22 protein-coding genes and 2 pseudogenes are annotated in these 16,664 nt (G+C 71.0%); 13 read left to right on the top strand and 11 right to left on the bottom strand.

All coding sequences use genetic code 11. The features are described 5' to 3' along the window. Nucleotides 1–93 precede the first annotated feature (93 nt). Complete coding sequence (locus tag ASG30_RS21150; RefSeq protein ID WP_055901835.1) at nt 94–540, top strand: SRPBCC family protein; 447 nt, start codon at nt 94–96, stop codon at nt 538–540. A 9-nt stretch (nt 541–549) separates the two neighbouring features. On the opposite strand, the gene ASG30_RS23175 is transcribed toward ASG30_RS21150, so the two are convergent. Together ASG30_RS23175 and ASG30_RS23170 are read right to left on the bottom strand one after the other, a co-directional pair. After that, nucleotides 550–978, bottom strand: a complete 429-nt coding sequence (locus tag ASG30_RS23175; RefSeq protein ID WP_327212942.1) for a DUF899 family protein — start codon at nt 976–978, stop codon at nt 550–552. 70 nt (nt 979–1,048) lie between these two features. Further along, nucleotides 1,049–1,138: pseudogene (locus ASG30_RS23170) on the bottom strand (DUF899 domain-containing protein); the annotation flags it as partial. On the opposite strand from ASG30_RS23170, the gene ASG30_RS23165 reads away from it, so the two are divergent. The 6 genes from ASG30_RS23165 (at nt 1,119) to ASG30_RS21125 (ending at nt 4,790) form a co-directional block, all read left to right on the top strand. Continuing rightward, nucleotides 1,119–1,241 (top strand): hypothetical protein, encoded by a 123-nt coding sequence (locus ASG30_RS23165; protein WP_327212941.1) that lies wholly within the window; start codon nt 1,119–1,121, stop codon nt 1,239–1,241. The pseudogene ASG30_RS23170 and the gene ASG30_RS23165 sit on opposite strands and share 20 nt — an antisense overlap. A 137-nt stretch (nt 1,242–1,378) precedes the next feature. Beyond that, nucleotides 1,379–1,867 (top strand): acyl-CoA thioesterase, encoded by a 489-nt coding sequence (locus ASG30_RS21140; RefSeq protein ID WP_055901832.1) that lies wholly within the window; start codon nt 1,379–1,381, stop codon nt 1,865–1,867. 2 nt (nt 1,868–1,869) lie between these two features. Then, nucleotides 1,870–2,880 carry a M23 family metallopeptidase gene (locus ASG30_RS21135; RefSeq protein ID WP_082522245.1) on the top strand — a complete coding sequence of 337 codons (1,011 nt, stop codon included), beginning with the start codon at nt 1,870–1,872 and terminating at the stop codon, nt 2,878–2,880. 136 nt (nt 2,881–3,016) lie between these two features. After that, nucleotides 3,017–3,184: a hypothetical protein gene (locus ASG30_RS22895; RefSeq protein ID WP_156385646.1), complete on the top strand. Its 168-nt coding sequence runs from the start codon at nt 3,017–3,019 to the stop codon at nt 3,182–3,184. A 101-nt stretch (nt 3,185–3,285) separates the two neighbouring features. Beyond that, complete coding sequence (gene maiA, locus ASG30_RS21130) at nt 3,286–3,954, top strand: maleylacetoacetate isomerase (protein ID WP_055901829.1); 669 nt, start codon at nt 3,286–3,288, stop codon at nt 3,952–3,954. Nucleotides 3,955–4,001: 47 nt separating this feature from the next. Then, on the top strand, nt 4,002–4,790 hold the full coding sequence (locus tag ASG30_RS21125) for an SDR family NAD(P)-dependent oxidoreductase (RefSeq protein WP_055901825.1): 789 nt from the start codon (nt 4,002–4,004) through the stop codon (nt 4,788–4,790). A 30-nt stretch (nt 4,791–4,820) separates the two neighbouring features. Here the strand turns inward: ASG30_RS21125 and ASG30_RS21120 are convergent, their stop codons facing one another. Both ASG30_RS21120 and ASG30_RS21115 read right to left on the bottom strand, forming a co-directional pair. After that, nucleotides 4,821–5,801, bottom strand: coding sequence for a Bug family tripartite tricarboxylate transporter substrate binding protein (locus ASG30_RS21120; RefSeq protein ID WP_055901821.1), 981 nt, complete (start codon nt 5,799–5,801; stop codon nt 4,821–4,823). Further along, a complete protein-coding gene (locus ASG30_RS21115) occupies nt 5,798–7,018 on the bottom strand; it encodes a M20 aminoacylase family protein (RefSeq protein WP_055901818.1) in 1,221 nt (406 codons plus the stop codon). The genes ASG30_RS21120 and ASG30_RS21115 overlap by 4 nt, the downstream gene beginning before the upstream one ends. A gap of 110 nt (nt 7,019–7,128) precedes the next feature. On the opposite strand from ASG30_RS21115, the gene ASG30_RS21110 reads away from it, so the two are divergent. Continuing rightward, nucleotides 7,129–8,640 carry a glycine betaine ABC transporter substrate-binding protein gene (locus tag ASG30_RS21110; protein ID WP_082522244.1) on the top strand — a complete coding sequence of 504 codons (1,512 nt, stop codon included), beginning with the start codon at nt 7,129–7,131 and terminating at the stop codon, nt 8,638–8,640. A 21-nt stretch (nt 8,641–8,661) separates the two neighbouring features. Here the strand turns inward: ASG30_RS21110 and ASG30_RS21105 are convergent, their stop codons facing one another. Together ASG30_RS21105 and ASG30_RS21100 are read right to left on the bottom strand one after the other, a co-directional pair. Further along, on the bottom strand, nt 8,662–9,492 hold the full coding sequence (locus ASG30_RS21105) for an SGNH/GDSL hydrolase family protein (RefSeq protein WP_055901815.1): 831 nt from the start codon (nt 9,490–9,492) through the stop codon (nt 8,662–8,664). A gap of 143 nt (nt 9,493–9,635) precedes the next feature. Then, nucleotides 9,636–10,280: an MEDS domain-containing protein gene (locus tag ASG30_RS21100; RefSeq protein WP_055901812.1), complete on the bottom strand. Its 645-nt coding sequence runs from the start codon at nt 10,278–10,280 to the stop codon at nt 9,636–9,638. Nucleotides 10,281–10,426: 146 nt separating this feature from the next. On the opposite strand from ASG30_RS21100, the gene ASG30_RS21095 reads away from it, so the two are divergent. Together ASG30_RS21095 and ASG30_RS21090 are read left to right on the top strand one after the other, a co-directional pair. Further along, complete coding sequence (locus ASG30_RS21095) at nt 10,427–10,666, top strand: hypothetical protein (RefSeq protein ID WP_055901810.1); 240 nt, start codon at nt 10,427–10,429, stop codon at nt 10,664–10,666. Next, nucleotides 10,663–11,790, top strand: coding sequence for an extracellular catalytic domain type 1 short-chain-length polyhydroxyalkanoate depolymerase (locus ASG30_RS21090; RefSeq protein ID WP_055901807.1), 1,128 nt, complete (start codon nt 10,663–10,665; stop codon nt 11,788–11,790). Before ASG30_RS21095 ends, ASG30_RS21090 begins: the two co-directional genes overlap by 4 nt. 57 nt (nt 11,791–11,847) lie before the next feature. Here the strand turns inward: ASG30_RS21090 and ASG30_RS21085 are convergent, their stop codons facing one another. Both ASG30_RS21085 and ASG30_RS21080 read right to left on the bottom strand, forming a co-directional pair. After that, complete coding sequence (locus ASG30_RS21085) at nt 11,848–12,150, bottom strand: hypothetical protein (RefSeq protein WP_055901804.1); 303 nt, start codon at nt 12,148–12,150, stop codon at nt 11,848–11,850. 214 nt (nt 12,151–12,364) lie between these two features. Then, a complete protein-coding gene (locus tag ASG30_RS21080; RefSeq protein ID WP_055901801.1) occupies nt 12,365–12,586 on the bottom strand; it encodes a hypothetical protein in 222 nt (73 codons plus the stop codon). 192 nt (nt 12,587–12,778) lie between these two features. Between ASG30_RS21080 and ASG30_RS21075 the strand changes: the two genes are divergently transcribed. Further along, a complete protein-coding gene (locus ASG30_RS21075; RefSeq protein ID WP_055901798.1) occupies nt 12,779–13,504 on the top strand; it encodes a S1 family peptidase in 726 nt (241 codons plus the stop codon). Between the two features lie 25 nt (nt 13,505–13,529). On the opposite strand, the gene ASG30_RS21070 is transcribed toward ASG30_RS21075, so the two are convergent. Beyond that, on the bottom strand, nt 13,530–14,144 hold the full coding sequence (locus ASG30_RS21070; RefSeq protein WP_055901795.1) for a DUF1326 domain-containing protein: 615 nt from the start codon (nt 14,142–14,144) through the stop codon (nt 13,530–13,532). Nucleotides 14,145–14,266: 122 nt separating this feature from the next. Here ASG30_RS21070 and ASG30_RS21065 point away from each other — a divergent pair, with 122 nt between their 5' ends. Beyond that, the gene (locus tag ASG30_RS21065; RefSeq protein WP_082522243.1) at nt 14,267–15,058 is read left to right on the top strand and encodes a DUF2182 domain-containing protein; all 792 of its coding nucleotides are present in this window, start codon (nt 14,267–14,269) and stop codon (nt 15,056–15,058) included. Between the two features lie 164 nt (nt 15,059–15,222). After that, the gene (locus ASG30_RS21060) at nt 15,223–15,540 is read left to right on the top strand and encodes a hypothetical protein (protein ID WP_055901787.1); all 318 of its coding nucleotides are present in this window, start codon (nt 15,223–15,225) and stop codon (nt 15,538–15,540) included. 29 nt (nt 15,541–15,569) lie between these two features. Here ASG30_RS21060 and ASG30_RS21055 read toward each other — a convergent pair whose 3' ends face one another. Together ASG30_RS21055 and ASG30_RS21050 are read right to left on the bottom strand one after the other, a co-directional pair. Further along, nucleotides 15,570–16,364, bottom strand: coding sequence for an SDR family NAD(P)-dependent oxidoreductase (locus ASG30_RS21055; RefSeq protein WP_055901783.1), 795 nt, complete (start codon nt 16,362–16,364; stop codon nt 15,570–15,572). A gap of 13 nt (nt 16,365–16,377) precedes the next feature. After that, nucleotides 16,378–16,664: pseudogene (locus tag ASG30_RS21050) on the bottom strand (ketol-acid reductoisomerase); the annotation flags it as partial.

Here is a 16,664-nt window from a genome sequence, read left to right as displayed (position 1 = left end):
AAACCCTTCGGACTCGCTGTCGCCGTGTCGATCCCCGCTCCCTTCGTTCGTCATGCACGCAGAGGGCCGTCCTCTCACAACCTGGAGAACTCCATGTCCACCTCCACCGTCCGCCACCACCGCGTGCTGCGCGCCCCGCCCGAGCGGCTCTACCGCGCCTTCGTCGAACCCGGCGCCTTCGAGCGATGGCTGCCGCCGTTCGGCTTCATCGGCAAGGTGCACGCCATGAACGCCGTGGTCGGCGGCGAATGGCGGATGTCGTTCACCAACTTCGGCACGGGGCACGCCCATTCCTTCGGCGGGCGCTACCTGGAACTGGTGCCCGGCCAGCGCGTGGTCTACGACGCCGCGTTCGACGACCCGAACCTGCCCGGCCGCATGACCACCACCGTCACGCTCGCCCGGGTGTCCTGCGGCACCGACATGAGCGTGGTCCAGGACGGCATCCCTTCCGTGATCCCGGTGGAGATGTGCTACCTGGGCTGGCAGGAGTCGCTGCTGTCGCTGGCGCAGCTGGTCGAGCCGGAAATTCCCGGCTGATTCGCGCGGTCAGTAGGACAGCTTCGGGTACCAGTCCGTGCCCCGCCCCTGCGGCGTGAGGTCCAGCACCGACCACAGCGAAGCGATGTCCGGCGCCTCGCGCGGGTCCTGCCCCGGATCGGCCATCTCGAGCGTCATCTCGCTGGCCCAGAACAGCCGGACCTGGTCGCCGTCGCGCTGGAAGACCGTCAGCGCGGGGTATTCCAGGCCATCGGGCGTCAGCAGCCCGAGGTCGTTGGCGTAGTCGTCGCCGACCGTCTGCACGAAGTCCAGGTCGCGCCAGCCGCGCTCCACGGCGAAGGCGTTCTGCCGCTCCACGGTGGAGCGGCCGAGGATCTTGAGCGCCACCCGCTGCTTGATGTCGGCCGCATTGCCGTTGACGGCGCCCAGCCAGTTGGTGCACATCGGGCAGGGCCGCGCACGCTGCGGTCCGTACATCCAGAAAGGTCACCAGCGTGTCCTTGTCGCCGAAGAGCTCGCGCAGCCCGACCTCGGCGCCCTCGTTGTCGCGGAAGCGGTAGTCCTTGGCGATCACCGGCCCACGCGGGAGCGCGCGGCGCTGCTCGACCAGCCGCGTCATGCGGCGGCGGAACTCGATCTCCTCGGCCAGCAGGACCTGGCGGGCCGCCTCGTACTCGCGCGACGCGCCCGGGAACGGCGTCTTCGCCCTGGCCGCCAGTTCCGCGGCGGACTTCAGCTGATCTGTCATGGGGGCTCCTGCGCGTGCGACCGACGGAACATCGTACGGAAAGCGCACGCCCGAGTCCGCTACCGTGCGTTGCGGCTCGACCGTGGAGCGGGTCGGCGACACTCGGGGGCCTTGCCAGGAGACCGAACGATGGACTTGCCCGCCCACCAGCTCACCATGACCGTGCTGATGACGCCCGACACGGCGAACTTCGCCGGCAACGTGCACGGCGGCCACCTCCTGAAGTGGCTCGACCAGGTGGCCTATGCCTGCGCCAGCCGCTACGCCGGGCGCTACGTGGTGACGGTGTCGGTCGACCAGGTCACCTTCCGCGAACCGATCTTCGTGGGCGAGCTGGTCACCTTCCTGGCCAGCGTCAACCACACCGGCAGCAGCTCTATGGAGATCGGGATCAAGGTGATGGCCCAGGACATCCGCAGCCAGGGCGTGCGGCACGTCAACAGCTGCTTTTTCACCATGGTGGCGGTGGACGACGAGCGCAAGCCGGTGGCGGTGCCGCCCCTGCGCCCCTTCACGCCCGACGAGAAGCGGCGCTGCGAAGCGGCCAAGCTGCGCAAGCAGTTGCGCGAAGAGGTGCGGGCCCGGCTGGCGACGCATTCCGCCCATCCCCCGGGGTGAGCATGCGCAACGCCTGGGCCTCCATACGCCTGCCCCTTGCCCTCGCGGCGCTCGCGGGCGGCTGGCTCGCGGCGGCGCCGGCGGCGGCGCAGGTCACGCCCCCGAGCCTGGCGCTGCCGATCCAGTGCCGGCCCGGCGTCGACTGCGAGATCCAGAACTACGTCGACCGCGATCCCGGCCCGGGCGTCCTCGACTACCAGTGCGGCTCGCGCACCTACCAGGCCCACACCGGCATCGACTTCCGCGTGCCGACCCTGGCGCGGCAAAGGCAGGGCGTCGCCGTGCTCGCGGCCGCCGACGGCCGGGTCCTGCGCCTGCGCGACGGCGTGGCCGACATCTCGGTGCGCATCACCGGGCGCGAGGCGCTGGAGGGGCGCGACTGCGGCAACGGCGTGCTGCTCCTCCACGAAGGCGGTTTCACCACGCAGTACTGCCACTTGGCCAACGGCAGCATCGCCGTGAAGCCGGACGACGAGGTGAAGGCGGGCCACGTGCTGGGGCGGGTCGGGCTCTCCGGGCGCACCGAGTACCCGCACCTGCACTTCACCGTGCGCAGCGGCCAGGCCCTGGTCGACCCCTTCGCCTACGGCGCGCCGGAGGGCAGTTGCCAGGGCGGACGTAGCCTCTGGCGGCCCGAGCTGCAGGAGGCGCTCGCCTACAAGGCGCGCATCGTGCTGAATGCCGGCTTCGCCGCGCAGGCGCCGCTGACCATGGCGGCCATCGAGGAAGGACCGGACGCGCCCACTCCCGACGCTCCGGCCCTGCTCGCCTACGCGAGGGGGATCGGCCTGAAGGCCGGCGACGTGCAGACCGTCACCCTCAAGGGACCGGACGGCGCGTTGCTCGCCGCGAACACCACCCCGCCCCTGCCCCGCGACCAGGCGCAGAACATGGTCTTCACCGGCGCGGCTCGCCCCGCCGGGGGCTGGGTGCGCGGCCGCTACGTCGGCGAGTACGTGGTGCGCCAGGGCGGGCAGGTGGTCCTGAGCCGCAGCTTCGAGACCCGCCTCTGAGGCGGTCCCCCGCCGCTCGGAGGGCCGGGGCGTCCGCCCGTCGACTTCCCCCGGCGCAGCGGCGGACTGCCCGTGCGAGGCCCGTACAGTCCCGCACAGCTGCCCCCGGGCAGTGCCCATCCACGAGGTCCACCGAATGAAGTTCCTGCGCGTCGCCTTCTGCATCTGCCTGTTCTCCACCCTGGGAGGTTGTGCGGTTTACACGCCGGGCGTGGCGGTCGTCGTGGATCCGGCGGGCTCGCACGCACCGGCGGCGCGCGGCGGCTTCTGCCCGCCCGGGCAGGCCAAGAAGGGCAACTGCTGAAGCACGGACCGGGCGGTGCCCCGCGCCGCCTGCCGGCCGCATCCCCGCCCATCGTCCTGCGGCCATACTTCCCTCCTGCGCACCCCCAGCAGGAGACAAGCATGGCCTCCCCACCTCCCGAATTCGAGCTCTACGGCTACTGGCGCACCTCGGCCACCTTCCGCGTGCGCGTCGCGATGGCCCTCAAGCGGCTGCAGGCCCAGGAGCGCTTCGTCGACGTCGACGCGGGCGAGCACCGCGGCGAGGCCTTCCTGCGGCTCAACCCCATGGGCGCCATCCCGGCGCTGGTGCAGGCGGGCCATCCGCCGATGACGCAGTCGCTGGCCATCCTGGAGTTCCTCGAGGAGATGCAGCCGCAACCGCCCCTGCTGCCGCCGGACCTGCATGGCCGCGCGCGCGTGCGGTCGCTGGCCGGCATGCTGGCGGCCGACACGCATCCGCTGATCACGCCGCGCGTGCGCAAGTACCTGCAGGGCGAGGCCGGGTTCAGCGACGCGCAGTGGCGGCAATGGCAGGTGCGCTGGTTCGGCACCGGGCTCGCGGCCCTGGAACAGCGCCTGGCGAACGAGCCGCAGACCGGCACCTTCTGCCACGGCGATTCGGTGACCTTCGCGGACATCTGCCTGGCCAGCATCATCGCGGTGATGCGCGTGTTCAAGATCGACACCGAAGGCACGCCCACCGTCGACCGCATCATGGCGCGCTGCGACGCGATCGAGGCCTTCCGCCTCGCCGCGCCGCACCTGCAGCCGGGCGCGCCCGCGAGCTGAGCCCGGCTCGATTCTTCAGACATCACTCCACGACGACCGACACCCCCATGGACCTCGAACTCGGCGGCCTGCACGTCCTCATCACCGGCGGCAGCCGCGGCATCGGCCTGGCCTGCGCCCACCTGTTCCTGCAGGAAGGCGCCCGCGTCACCCTGGTCGGGCGCACCCAGGCCCACCTGGACGAAGCCCGCGCGCACCTGGAAGCCCGCGCCCCCGGCCGGGTCGCCTGCCTCGCGGCCGACCTGCAGGATGCGAAGGCCGCGCTGCAGGCCGTGGACGCGGCGGAGCTTCAGGGGCCGGTGGACGTGCTGGTGAACTCGGCCGGCGCCGCCCGCCGCACGCCCTTCACGGAACTCACGCCCGACGCCTGGCGCGCCGCGATGGATGCCAAGTTCTTCAGCTACGTCCACGTGATGGACCCGGTGGTGCGGCGCATGGGCGAGCGCGGGCGGGGCGTGATCGTCAACGTGATCGGCATGGGCGGCAAGGTCGCCACCCCCACCCACCTGGCCGGCGGCGCCGCCAACGCCGCGCTGATGCTGGCCACCGCGGGCCTCGCCGCGGCGTGGGGGCCGCGCGGCGTTCGCGTCAACGCGGTGAATCCGGGGCTGACGCTGACCGACCGCATGGCGGAAGGCCTGGCCGCCGACGCCCGGTTGAAGGGCCTGCAAGCGGAGGAAGTCCTGACGCAGGCGATCGCACGGGCGCCGCTCGGCCGGCTGGCCACGCCGGAGGAGATCGCCAACGTGGTGGTCTTCCTGGCCTCGGCACGCGCGGGCTACGTCTCGGGTGCCGTCGTCTCGATGGATGGCGCCGCCACCCCGATGGTCGTGTGAGCGGCCCGGGCCTGTCCTTCCTGCCCGCCGTCACTCGGCCTTGATGTTGGCCTCTTTCACGATCCGCGCGTTGGCGGCGTGTTCCCTCTCGATGACGGCCGCGAACTGCTGGGGCGTGGCGGGGCTCACCACGTTGTCCAGCTTGCGCAGCTGCGCCTGCACTTCCGGCTCGCCCAGCACCTTGTTGATCTCGGCATTGAGGCGCCGCACCGCGTCGGCCGGCATCGATGCGGGGGCGTAGAAGCCGAACAGCGAGGTGAGGTTGGCGTCCGGGTGGCCCAGCTCCGCGAGCGTCGGCACCTGCGGCAGGTTGGGCAGGCGCCGCGGGCCGGTGACGGCCAGCACGCGCAGCCGGCCCTCGTCGATCAGCGCGTTGAGGGGCGCGAACGGGTTGGCGACCAGCAGGTCGAACTGCGCGCCCGCCGCGTCGGTGACGAGCTGGGTGCCGCCCTTGTAGGGAACGTGCGTGAGGTCCGCACCCGACTTGCGGCGGATCTGCTCGATCATGATGTGGCCGAGCGTGCCGTAGCCGGAACTGGCGATGCTCACCTTGCCGGGCTCGGCCTTCGCGCTGGCGACCACGTCCTCGAAGCGCGCGCCCCGGAAGCGCGACGTGGCCAGCACGTACACCGGCGAGTACATCACCGACGCGACCGCCACCAGGTCCTTCAGCGGGTCGTACTGCACCTTCATGATGTGCGGGTTCAGCGTCAGCGGGCTGATGGCGGCGAAGGCCAGCGTGTGCTCGTCGCCGGCCTTGGCGACGGCATCCATGCCGATCGTGCCGCCGGCCCCCGCGCGGTTGTCCACCACCACCGGCTGCCCGAGCAGCGGCCGCAGGCGCTCGCCGAGCAGGCGGGCGACGACGTCGTTCACGCCGCCCGCCGGGTACGGGACGATGATCCGCAGCGGGCGGCTGGGCCATGCGGCCTGTGCGCGCGCGGGCAGCGGCAGCACCGCCGCCGCCAGCGAACCCAGGCCCAGCGCGATGGCGCTCCGGCGAGATGTCATGAACGCACTTCCTTCCCAGGCTGTTCCTGTTGCCCTTGTTCGAACCAGTGGCGTGCCAGCCGGTCCCAGAAGCTCGCGCCCGGGCCCAGCAGGTCGTCGTTGAAGTCGTACGCCGCGTTGTGCAGGTTGATCCCCGGCCGGCCCCCCGGCCCGTTGCCGATGAAGCCGTAGGCGCCGGGCACCTTCTCCAGCATGAAGCCGAAGTCCTCCGCGGTCATCGCGGGCGGCACGTCGGCGTGCACGTTGTCCGGGCCCACCACCGAGCCCATCACCTGCGCCATGAAGCGGGCCTCGCGCGCATGGTTGACCGTGCTCGGGTAGCCGGGCTTGATGATCACTTCCGCGCTCGCGCGGTGGGCCTGCGCGACGTGGCTGCTGATGCGCTTCAGGCCCTCCACCAGCTGGTCCTGCGTCGCGATGCCCAGCGTGCGGCAGGTGCCGTAGATGAAGGCCTCGTCCGGGATGATGTTCTCGACCGTGCCCGACTCGATCCTGCCGATGGTGAGCACCGCGCTGTCGAGCGGATCGACGCCGCGCGAGACCAGTGTCTGCAGCTGCCCGACGATGGCGCAGGCGATCGGGATCGGGTCCACCGTGGTGTGCGGCTGCGCCGCGTGGCCGCCCTGCCCCCGCACGCGGATCTCGAACCGGTTGGTGGCGGCCATGATCGGCCCCACCCGCACGCCCATCTGCCCGGCCGGCAGCGCGGGCCAGTTGTGCAGCGCGAACACCGCCTGCATCGGGAACCGCTCGAACAGGCCGTCCTCCATCATGCGGCGCGCGCCGGCGCCGCCCTCCTCGCCGGGCTGGAAGATGAAGTGGACCGTGCCGTTGAAGTCGGGCCGCTGCGCGAGCAGCGTCGCGCCGCCCAGCAGCATCGTGGTGTGGCCGTCATGGCCGCAGGCGTGCATGCGGCCGGCGTGGACGCTGGCGTGCCCGAAGGCGTTGAGCTCCTGCACCGGCAACGCATCCATGTCCGCGCGAATGCCGATGGCGCGCGCCGGATCGGCGGCGTCCGGTCCCTTGCCGCGCAGCGTCGCCACCAGGCCGGTGCCGCCGAGGCCGCGCTGCACCGGCAGCCCCAGCGCCTGCAGCCAGGCCGCCACCTGGCCGGACGTGCGCGACTCCTCGAACTTGAGCTCGGGATGGGCGTGCAGGTCGCGTCGGAAGCTGACGAGCTTGCCGATGTAGGGCGTGATGTCCGGGGGTGCTTGCATTCGCGGGAACGGCCGCGCGGGGTGGCGCTGCGGGGCGGAACCATCTTAGCCGCTCGGCAGCGCGAGAACGGCCGGAGTACGATCGCCCGAGCTGCACCCCCCTGCCCTCGATGCTGACCTGCCGACACCTGCTTCCGGCGCTCGCGATGGGCCTTGCGGCCTGCTGGGGCGGGGCGAACGCCGCCGAGCAGCTGGCGGTCGGCTCCAAGCGCTTCACCGAGAGCTACATCCTCGGCGAGATCATCGCCCGCACCGCGCAGCAATCGGGCGCGCAGGCCGTCCACCGGCCCGGCCTGGGCAGCACCGCCGTCGTGCTGGAGGCCTTGAAGCTGGGCTCGATCGACGTCTATCCCGAGTACCTGGGCACCATCGAGAAGGAGATCCTCAAGCTCCCCGCGGGCAGCAAGCCGGAGACGCTGCAGCAGGAGCTGCGCAAGGCCGGTCTGGCCTTCGCCGTGCCCCTGGGCTTCTCCAACGGCTACGCGCTGGCGACGACGGCGCAGGTCGCGCGCGAACGGTCGCTGCGCACCGTGGGCGACCTGCGGCGGCATCCCCAGCTCCCGATCGCGGTCTCGCAGGAGTTCCTGGGCCGCGCGGACGGCTGGCCCGGGCTGGCCGCCCGCTACGGCCTGCCGCAGCGGCCGACGGGGATCGACCACGGCATCGCGTACGAAGCGCTGGCCGGCGGCCGCATCGCGGTGACGGACATCTACACCACCGACGCCAAGATCGCCGAGCTGGGCCTCACGGTGCTGGAGGACGACGCGGGCTACTTCCCCCGCTATGACGCCGTGCTGCTGTACCGCATCGACCTGCCCCAGCGCGCGCCGCTGGCCTGGAAGGCGATCCGCGAACTCGAAGGCCGCATCGATGGCAGCCGCATGATCCGCATGAACGGCGACGCGGAACTGCGCGGCCGCACCTTCGCGGCCATCGCCGAGGACTTCATGGCGGGCCGCACGGCGGACTCCACCGCGGGCGCTCCGGCGCGCAAGCCCGGGCTGTGGGGCCGCGTGTTCAGCGACGACCTGGGCCGGCTCACCCGCCAGCACGTGGGCCTGGTGGCGGCCTCGGTCGGGATCGGGGTGCTCCTGGGCGTGCCGCTGGGCGCGGCCGCGGCCGCCAGCCGGCAGCTGAGCCAGCCCATCCTGGCGGCCGTGGGCGTGCTGCAGACGATCCCCTCGCTGGCCCTGCTGGCGGCGCTGATCCCCCTGCTCGGGCGCATCGGCACGGTCCCGGCCATCGTGGCGCTGTCGCTCTACGCGCTGCTGCCCATCGTGCGCAACACGGCGCTCGGCCTGGACCAGGTGCCGGCGGGCCTGAAGCAGGCCGGCCTGGCGCTCGGCATGACGGCGCCGCAGCGATGGCGGTACGTGGACTTCCCGCTGGCGGTCCCCGCGATCCTGGCGGGGATCAAGACGGCCGCCATCCTGACGGTGGGCACCGCGACGATCGCCGCTTTCATCGGCGCCGGCGGGTACGGCGAGCGCATCGCGCAAGGCCTGGCGCTCAACGACGGCACCGCGCTTCTCGCCGGTGCCATCCCGGCCGCGGCGCTGGCGCTGCTGACGCAGCTGGTGTTCGAGCTGCTGGAGCGCTGGGCGCTTCGTCGCGGCAGGTGACGTCGCGGCGGACGACCGGGTTCAGTCGCCCAGGACGGACTCCACCGCCTTCTTCCACGCCTTGGCCAGTTCGCGGTAGCCCTCCCGGCTGGGATGGATCTCGTTGACCCAGTGCAGGCTCTCGCCCTCGTCCGAAGTCTCCGCGCGCTGCAGCGTGCCCAGCGTGTCGATCACGTGGACGTTGGGAAGGCTCAATCCGGTGATGAGGGCCTGCAGCCGCGAGGAGAGCACCTCCATCAGCGGCACCCACCGCATCTCGGGGATGTTGTGGGCCTGGAAGGCCCGGCACAACCAGGGGCCGCGCCCCAGGCCGAAGCCGCTCTCGCGCGGGGTGGCGAAGTCGTAGGTGTGCACGAAGACCGGCGTGCCGGAGTTGGCGCGGCTGCCCTTGGCGCGCTTGCTGATCTCGCGGAAGTTGGCATGGAGGTACGTCTCGAACTTCGCCCACGCCTCTTCGTCGATGCAGTCCTGCGCGCTCATCGGCGGCTCGTTGGGGTTGAACAGGCGCAGCACGCCACCGCCGGGCGATTGCGTGCTGAGCGCGTTGATCAGGTCGTTGCCGCCGCCGCTGATCAGGATCGCGTCGAACGGGGTGGCCACCGCGCCGGCGAGCAGGTTGTTGAAGTTCAGGTCCTTCCACCAGTCGGCCATGCGACTGAGCGTGTCGCCCGGCATCGCCGTCTGGATGATCAGGGTCCTCTGGTCGAACTCCAGCGCGTCCAGCAGGCTGTTGCCGAAGAAGGAGCCGAAGGAGAACCAGGAGTCGCCTTCCGCCAGCATCCGCCACGCGAAGCTGGCGGTGTCGACCTGGTCCTGTTCCCACGGAGCGATGCGGCGGGCCTTGATGCTCATTCTTGCGGCTCCTGCGACACGGAGCGCCGCCGACGTGGAGGACGCCTCACCGATGCCTGCCGCGTTCTACCCTTCGCCGCGCGAAGCCGTCAAGCAGCGCGCATTGATGCGTTCAGGTGGAACCCGAGGGCCCGCAACGCTGTTCAGGCCAGCGTGTCGATCCTCTTGGACAGCTCGCGCATGGAGTTCACGCCGCGGGAGACGACGCCGGCTTTCTCCACGACGTGGGAGTGCGCGTCGCAGATCTGCCGGATCGACTCCGCCGCACTGCCGGTGAAGCCGCTCTTCGGATAGGCGCACAGCAGGGAGAAGCCTTCCTCCGCGCAGAACCGGTGCCACAGGTGTTCGAGCCGCACGGTGGCCGCGCAATGGCCCTGCGCCCAGAGCAGCGCCACCATCTCGCCGAAGGCCCGCACCAGGCGCGTCTGGCTGCCGGCACGCTTGAGCAGGCCGCCGACGGTTTCCCTGAACAGGACATCGTCCGGCCAGCCCCCCACCATGAACCGCCCCAGGGTCTCCACGGCATCGAGTGCGACGAATCGATTCGACTCGCGGGCGGCCGCGAGATCGAATCCATACTCCTGCAGCATGCGTTCGAGCGCCCGGCGGTGCGGCTCCGTGGCGATGACGACCACGGCTTCTTCCGACTCAAGCCCGGCGGCGATGAACCGTCCCAGCGTGTCCAGGAAGACGGCCTCGTCCTCGTAGATCTGGACCAGGTGGTCACACGGTGCGACCTCGCCCCAGAAGGTTCGGGGAGTGCGGCAGCCGTCTTGGATGAGCTTCATGGAAAGCGGTATGAGTTGCGAGGATGTCACCAGGCGCCGCAGCCCGGTGTAGGCCGGCGAGCCGATTGCAAAAGTGCCGAGCCTTCCTCGTTGGTCCTTGCAGGGGGGCGTGGACGAGCCAGGCGTGGCGTCGAGCTGGAAGGGCGATGAGCATCTCCGATTTCATGGAGCACCAGGCGGACCTCCTCGTCGCCCAGGGGGTCGAGTTCGCCCGCACCCGCGCCGACATCAGGATTTCGGTTCTGCGTCCTCCGCCTGCCGCGCACGCCGCCTTCGCCGCGGCACACCGATTGTTTCTTCTGCGCGCCTTGAGCGTCCCCGGGCCGGGCCCACCTGCGGTTCTCGCCGCCCGCTCCGGGCGCGCCCTTTGCCGCGAAAGAACATGAATCCCGACTTCCAGCACCTCCTCCAGGAAGCGACCCACCTCACCCGCCTGGGTGATCTGCAGGCCGCCACCCGTGCCATCCAGCAGGCCCTGCGCCCCACGGGAGGCGCCGATGCCGACGGCGATGGCGATGGCGACGTGATCGACGTGGAGGCCCGTGAGGTGCCCGATGCCGACCGCCCCGCGCTGCCGCCCGCAGGGGATTGGCAGCCTTCCCCCGCCAGCAAGCCGGCATCGAAGTCGACCGAATGGGGCCCTGGCCCGGCCGCGGCGCAGCCTGAAGCGCCGGGCGCTTTCGTGCGGGGGCGCCATGGTGCCGCCGGCCTGGCGGGCCGCGACTACAAGCTGTACGTCCCGCCCGGCGCCGGCAGCCGCCCCATGCCCCTGGTGCTGATGCTGCACGGCTGCACCCAGGACCCGGACGACTTCGCCGCGGGAACCCGCATGAACGAGCTGGCCGCGGCCCAGGGCTTCTTCGTCCTCTACCCCAGCCAGTCGCAGCGCGCCAACCCGCAGCGCTGCTGGAACTGGTTCAAGTCCAACCACCAGGGGCGCGGGCGAGGCGAGCCGGCGCTGTTCGCCGGCATGGTGCGCGAGGTCATGGCCCGCCATTCGATCGACGCGGACCGGGTGTACGTGGCGGGCCTGTCCGCGGGGGGCGCGATGGCGGCCATCGTGGCGGAGGCCTATCCGGAGCTCTTCGCTGCCGCGGGCGTCCATTCCGGCCTGGCGCCGGGCGTCGCGCACGACGTCCCGTCCGCGCTCGAGGCGATGAAGAAGGGGGGCGAGCGCAAGCCGCGCGCGCCCGGCGTGCCGACCATCGTGTTCCACGGCGATGCCGACACCACCGTGCACCCGGTCAACGGCCGGCAGGTCTTCGAATCGGCCGGCCCGGCAGGAGGCCGCGCGCAATCCGATGAAGTGCAGGCGAACGGCCGGCGCAAGGCGACGCGGCAGATCCAGCGAGATGCGACGGGGGCCGTGACGATGGAGCACTGGTCGGTGCACGGCTCGCCCCATGCGTGGTCGGGCGGCAGCGCCCGCGGCAGCTACACGGACCCCACGGGGCCGGATGCCAGTGCCGAGATGCTGCGCTTCTTCCTCGAACACCCGCGAAAGGCGTGATCCCCTGGGTGTCTCCCCCACGGAAAGACCGCCCGGAGGGCGGCCCTGGCGGCAGCTTCAGTTGGGACCGCCGTTGGGGGTCTCGTTGAAGGGTGAGGGCAGCCGCAGCGGCACCGCCTGGACCGGTGCCCGGTTCGCGCTGTCTTCCATCGGCCGGGCCGGGCCCGCGCCCATGATGCTGGTGGCAGGCGGGCCGCCGACCTGCCGCTCCGAAGTCCCCGGTTCGCCCGACGCCGAACTGCGCACGGCCTTGGCCGGTGCCGCGCTCGGCGAGAGGGGCATCGGCTCGGGCTGCGCAGGCGCCTGCGCGAGCGCGGGGCCCCAGGCCAGTGCGGCGATGGCAAGGATGCGGTAGGTCATGACGGACTCCTTCTAGGTGGTCCTCGGTCCGAGTCAGCCCGGTATGAGGCTGCTGCTGGGATGGGAAATGCGCCGGCGGGTGGCGCAAGGGCCTGCGCATTCGCGGCCCCCTTCGTCTTCATGGCGAAGACCTCCCAGACCATGTTGCGCTTGCCGTCAGCGCGTGCCAAAGCCTGTTTGGCAACTCATTGTGCTGTGGTGCGCAGGCACCGAATCAATGCATCAGGGCACCACCCGGGACCACGAACACCTGGTCGGTCCCCGACCGGACGAGCATCAGGGTGGCGGCCTCGTCCAGGGACCGCAGCATCACCTTCCAGCGTCCGCCCAGCATTTGCTCCAGGGCCACCACGCGATAGAGGTGGGGATCGTTCGCGAACTGCAGGATGTCGGTCATGGCCAGCTTGCGGACGGTGCGCAGTGCGTTCGCCTTCACGGGAACTGCCCCCGGCCCTGGGGGGGTCGCGGGGGCTTGTGCGGTGGCTTCATGGAAGACCTCCTGACCCATCATGCGCCCGGCGCCTCCCCGGGGCCGCTACGCGGCACGTAACAGGGCACGACCGTGCCGATGCAAGTAGACTGGCTTTTCGAAGTGGCTCTTCCTGACGCCGCGTTCCAGGAGGTGCAAATGGTGGAAGTGGAACCCCTGCTGCTCACGGCCACGCAGGTCTCGACGTTCTCGGGCAACGTCCTCCTCACCCGTGCGAGCGGCTTCTTCTTCAAGCGCGATGGGCGGCTCTATGTGGTGACCAGCCGGCACGTCCTGTCGGACGAGGCGAGCCGGCATTTTCCCGATCGCGTCGAGCTGCTGATGCACACGGACCGGGAGGACCTGACCCGGTTCTCGGTGCACTCCTGCCTGCTGTTCAACAACGGCACGGCCAACTGGCACCAGGGGCAGGACTCGGCGGGGGCGATCGACGTCGCGGCCCTGGAGATCGACCAGTCGACGCTGCCGGCGGACGTGCACCTCCGGTGGTTCACGCCCGGGCACCTGCTGCAGGAACTGCGTTCGGCCGAAATCGGCGCCCCGCTGGTGCTCCTGGGTTATCCGCTCGGTTTCCACGACACCGTGCACCACCTTCCGGTGGCGCGGCACGCGATCATCGCCTCGGCCTTCGGCGTGCGGTTCCAGCGCCAGGGCTACTTCCTGACCGACGGGCGCGCCCACCGGGGATCGAGTGGCAGCCCGGTGCTGATGAAATGCGCCGCGGACGGCGACATGCCCTGGAAGCTCCTGGGCGTGCACTCCTCGCGCATGGACATGGGCGGGCGCGACTCGGTCCACGACGAATCGCTGGGGCTCAACTGCGCCTGGTACGCCGACATCCTGATGACGCTCACGAGCGGGTGATCCGCTCGCCGGCCGCCCGCTGCGGTCAGGCCTGCCAGGAGAACGGCGCGAAGTGCCCGTTGCGGGTCCCCGTCAGGTCCTCCCAGTCGATGCCGAAAGCGTGGAACTTGCTGCGGGTCGCCCGGGCCAGCGACAGGCGGGAGTTCACGGGATGCGCGACGTTGTCGATGCTGATCGCCTCGCCGGGCTTGACCGCGCTTTCCAGCCCTTCGCAGGCCTGGTCCACCAGCTCGCCCGCCGTGAGCGTGAAGTTCAGCCCCTGCTGAGTGAAGCGGATCGGCCGCTTCTCGATGCCCGCGATCTTGCCCACCAGCGGCGCCAGCGCGGCCATCGGGCCGCCGGCCTCGCCGGTGGCGATGGTGCGGATCGCTTCGACCTGCTGGTCGTTGGCGGCCTCGTCGACGATCAGGCCCACGGTGAGGTTGCCCTGCCCCATGGGCCCGGGCGAATGCAGCATGACCACGAAGGCCAGGCCATCCAGCTTCACGCCGTCCTTCTGCCCTTCGTCGATCCGCATCGCCACCGCCGCATCGCACGCGCCTTCGGTCGGCCGCGCGGTGAGGTTGGACCAGATGCAGGGGCACAGGAGTGTGCAGTTGCAGGTCTCCATGTACTGCCCCTTGATGCTGAAGCCGGCCATGGCTGTGCTCCTTGTGTGGTGAACGCCGCCTCCAAGGTAGGCCCTGCGGCCCCCGGCTGCAAATGCAACTTGTAACCCGCGGCGGATTGACCGCAGGGCTGGGGCGGATCATCTTGGGCACCATGCTGCAGGGCTCTCCCTCGCCGGCCGACCCGGCGCCAGGACCCGGTCCGCTGATGCGGGCCCACCGCGGGACAGCTTTGGCGCTGCTCGGCACCAGCGTGGCTTGCTGGCTGTTCGTCGCCTGGCTCGCCATCGACATGGAGACGCCGCTCGCGCAGCTGGCGATGCCGACGTCGCGCGCCTGGACTTCGGCCAACCTTCTCGCGGTGTGGGCGATGTGGTGCGTGATGATGGTGGCGATGATGCTGCCGTCGGCGCTGCCCATGGTCCTGACGTTCGTGCAGGTCGCCCGGCGCAATGGCGAGCACGGCCGCGCCCGGGCCTTCGTGGCCGCCTACGGCCTCGTGTGGCTCGGCTTCGCAACGGCAGGGACGGTGGCGCAATGGCTGCTGCAGCGGTCGGGCCTGGTCGATCCGATGGCGGTGAGCCGGTCCACGGGGCTCACCGTGCTCCTGCTGCTCCTGGCCGGCGTCTACCAGTTCTCGCCGCTCAAGCGGGCCTGCCTGCGGTCCTGCCGGACGCCACTGGGCTTCCTGCTTGGCCACTGGCGGCCCGGCGTGCGCGGCGCGTTCTCCATGGGGCTGCGGCACGGCATGCTGTGCCTGGGCTGCTGCTGGGCGCTGATGGGGCTGCTCTTCATCGGCGGGATGATGAACTTGTCCTGGGTGGCGGCGCTGGCCATCGCCGTGGCGATCGAGAAGCTCGCGCCTGGCGGCGAGCGCGTCGCGACCGCGCTGGGCGTGGGCCTGATCGTCGCGGCCACGGTCAAGTTGATCGTGGGCGGCATCTGAGCCGCAGCGGAGTCGACGGCGGTCCGGCGCGCGCCTTCAGGGCCGTCGGCGCAAGCCCCATCGCAAAGCGGTGCGCGTTCCCACAGCCGCGGACGGCCTGATCCCACGGGGGGGCCTCCCCCGTCGGTCCAGCATGGTCTCCTCGAAGTCGAAAGGAGCAAGTCATGCAAGCCACGAAACGTTTTATCGCACCGGCCGCCGCCCTGATGCTGCTGGCCGCGTCGGGCCTCGCCTCCGCGCAGACCGGGCCCACCACCCGTGGCGGTACCGGGTCGGCGAGCAGCGACCAGGAAGTGCGCCGCGGCGTGCCGGGCGTGGATGTGGACGTCGGCACGCGTGACCGGGGCGCCCGCGCCGGCGTGCCGGGCGTCGACGTGGATGCCCGCAACACGCGCCGCAACCCCGGCGACAACGACACGCGCCGCTCCGGTGCCGGACCGGCCGCGGACGCCGAAAGACCGGCGCGCGCCGACCGCAACTAGAGCAAAAGCCGCGCGGCCCCGGCCGCGCTTCACTCCAGGCCGGACTGCCTTCGCAACGTCGGCAGTCCGACCCCCGCGGCGTCGAAGCCGCCGTCGACGGCCAGCACCTGCCCCGTGACGTAGCTGGCCTGCGCGGAGCACAGGAACACCACGGCCGCCGCGATCTCCTCCTCCGTGCCATAGCGCGCCAGGGGGACGCTGTCGTGGTAGTCCTTGCGGATGGCCGCGGAGTGCACCTTTTTGGCCATCGCTGTCTCCACCGGTCCGGGCGCCACCGCGTTGGCCCGGATCCCATGCATCGCGAGTTCCACGGCCTGCTGCTTGGTGAAATGCACGATCGCGGCCTTGCTCGTGCCGTAGGCCACGCGCAGCGTGCTGGCGCGCAGGCCGGAGATGGAAGCGATGTTGACGATGCTGCCGCCCCCCACCTTGCGCATGGCGGCAACGCAGGCCTGGCTGCAGAGGAAGACGCCGTCCAGGTTGGTGGCCATCACGTGGCGCCACTCCTCGAAGCTGGTCTCGGTCAGCGGCTTGAAGACCGCCACGCCGGCGTTGTTCACCAGCGCGTCGATGCGCGAGAACTTCTGCTCGGCCTGCGCGACGGCGTTGCGCACCTGCTCGGGGTTGGAGACATCGCAGGGGATCTGCAGCACGCGATCCCCGTGGTCGGCGGCGAGTTCGGCGGCCGCGCTCGCCAGCGCGGGGGCATCGATGTCCAGCAGCGCCACCGCGTCGCCGCGGTCCAGGAACATCCGGGCGATCGCCAGCCCGATGCCACGCGCGGCGCCGGTGACGACGGCGACGCGGATCACTTCCCCAGGCATGGCCGTCCCCTTCTCAGTTGCGGGCCTTGTCGACCAGCTTGTTCGCCTTGATCCAGGGCATCATCGCGCGCAGCTTCTCGCCCACCACCTCGATCTGGTGCTCGGCCATCAGGCGGCGGCGCGACTGCAGCGTCGGCGCGCCGGCGCGGTTTTCCAGGATGAAGTTCTTGGCGTATTCGCCGGTCTGGATGTCCTTGAGGCACTGGCGCATCACGTCCTTGGTGCGCTCGTCCACGATCCTCGGGCCCGTGACGTACTCGCCGTACTCCGCGTTGTTGGAGATCGAGTAGTTCATGTTCG

The sequence above is a fragment of the Ramlibacter sp. Leaf400 genome, from assembly GCF_001424545.1.
Classification (GTDB): Bacteria; Pseudomonadota; Gammaproteobacteria; order Burkholderiales; family Burkholderiaceae_C; genus Ramlibacter.
This window is presented reverse-complemented; position numbering and strand designations above follow the sequence as displayed.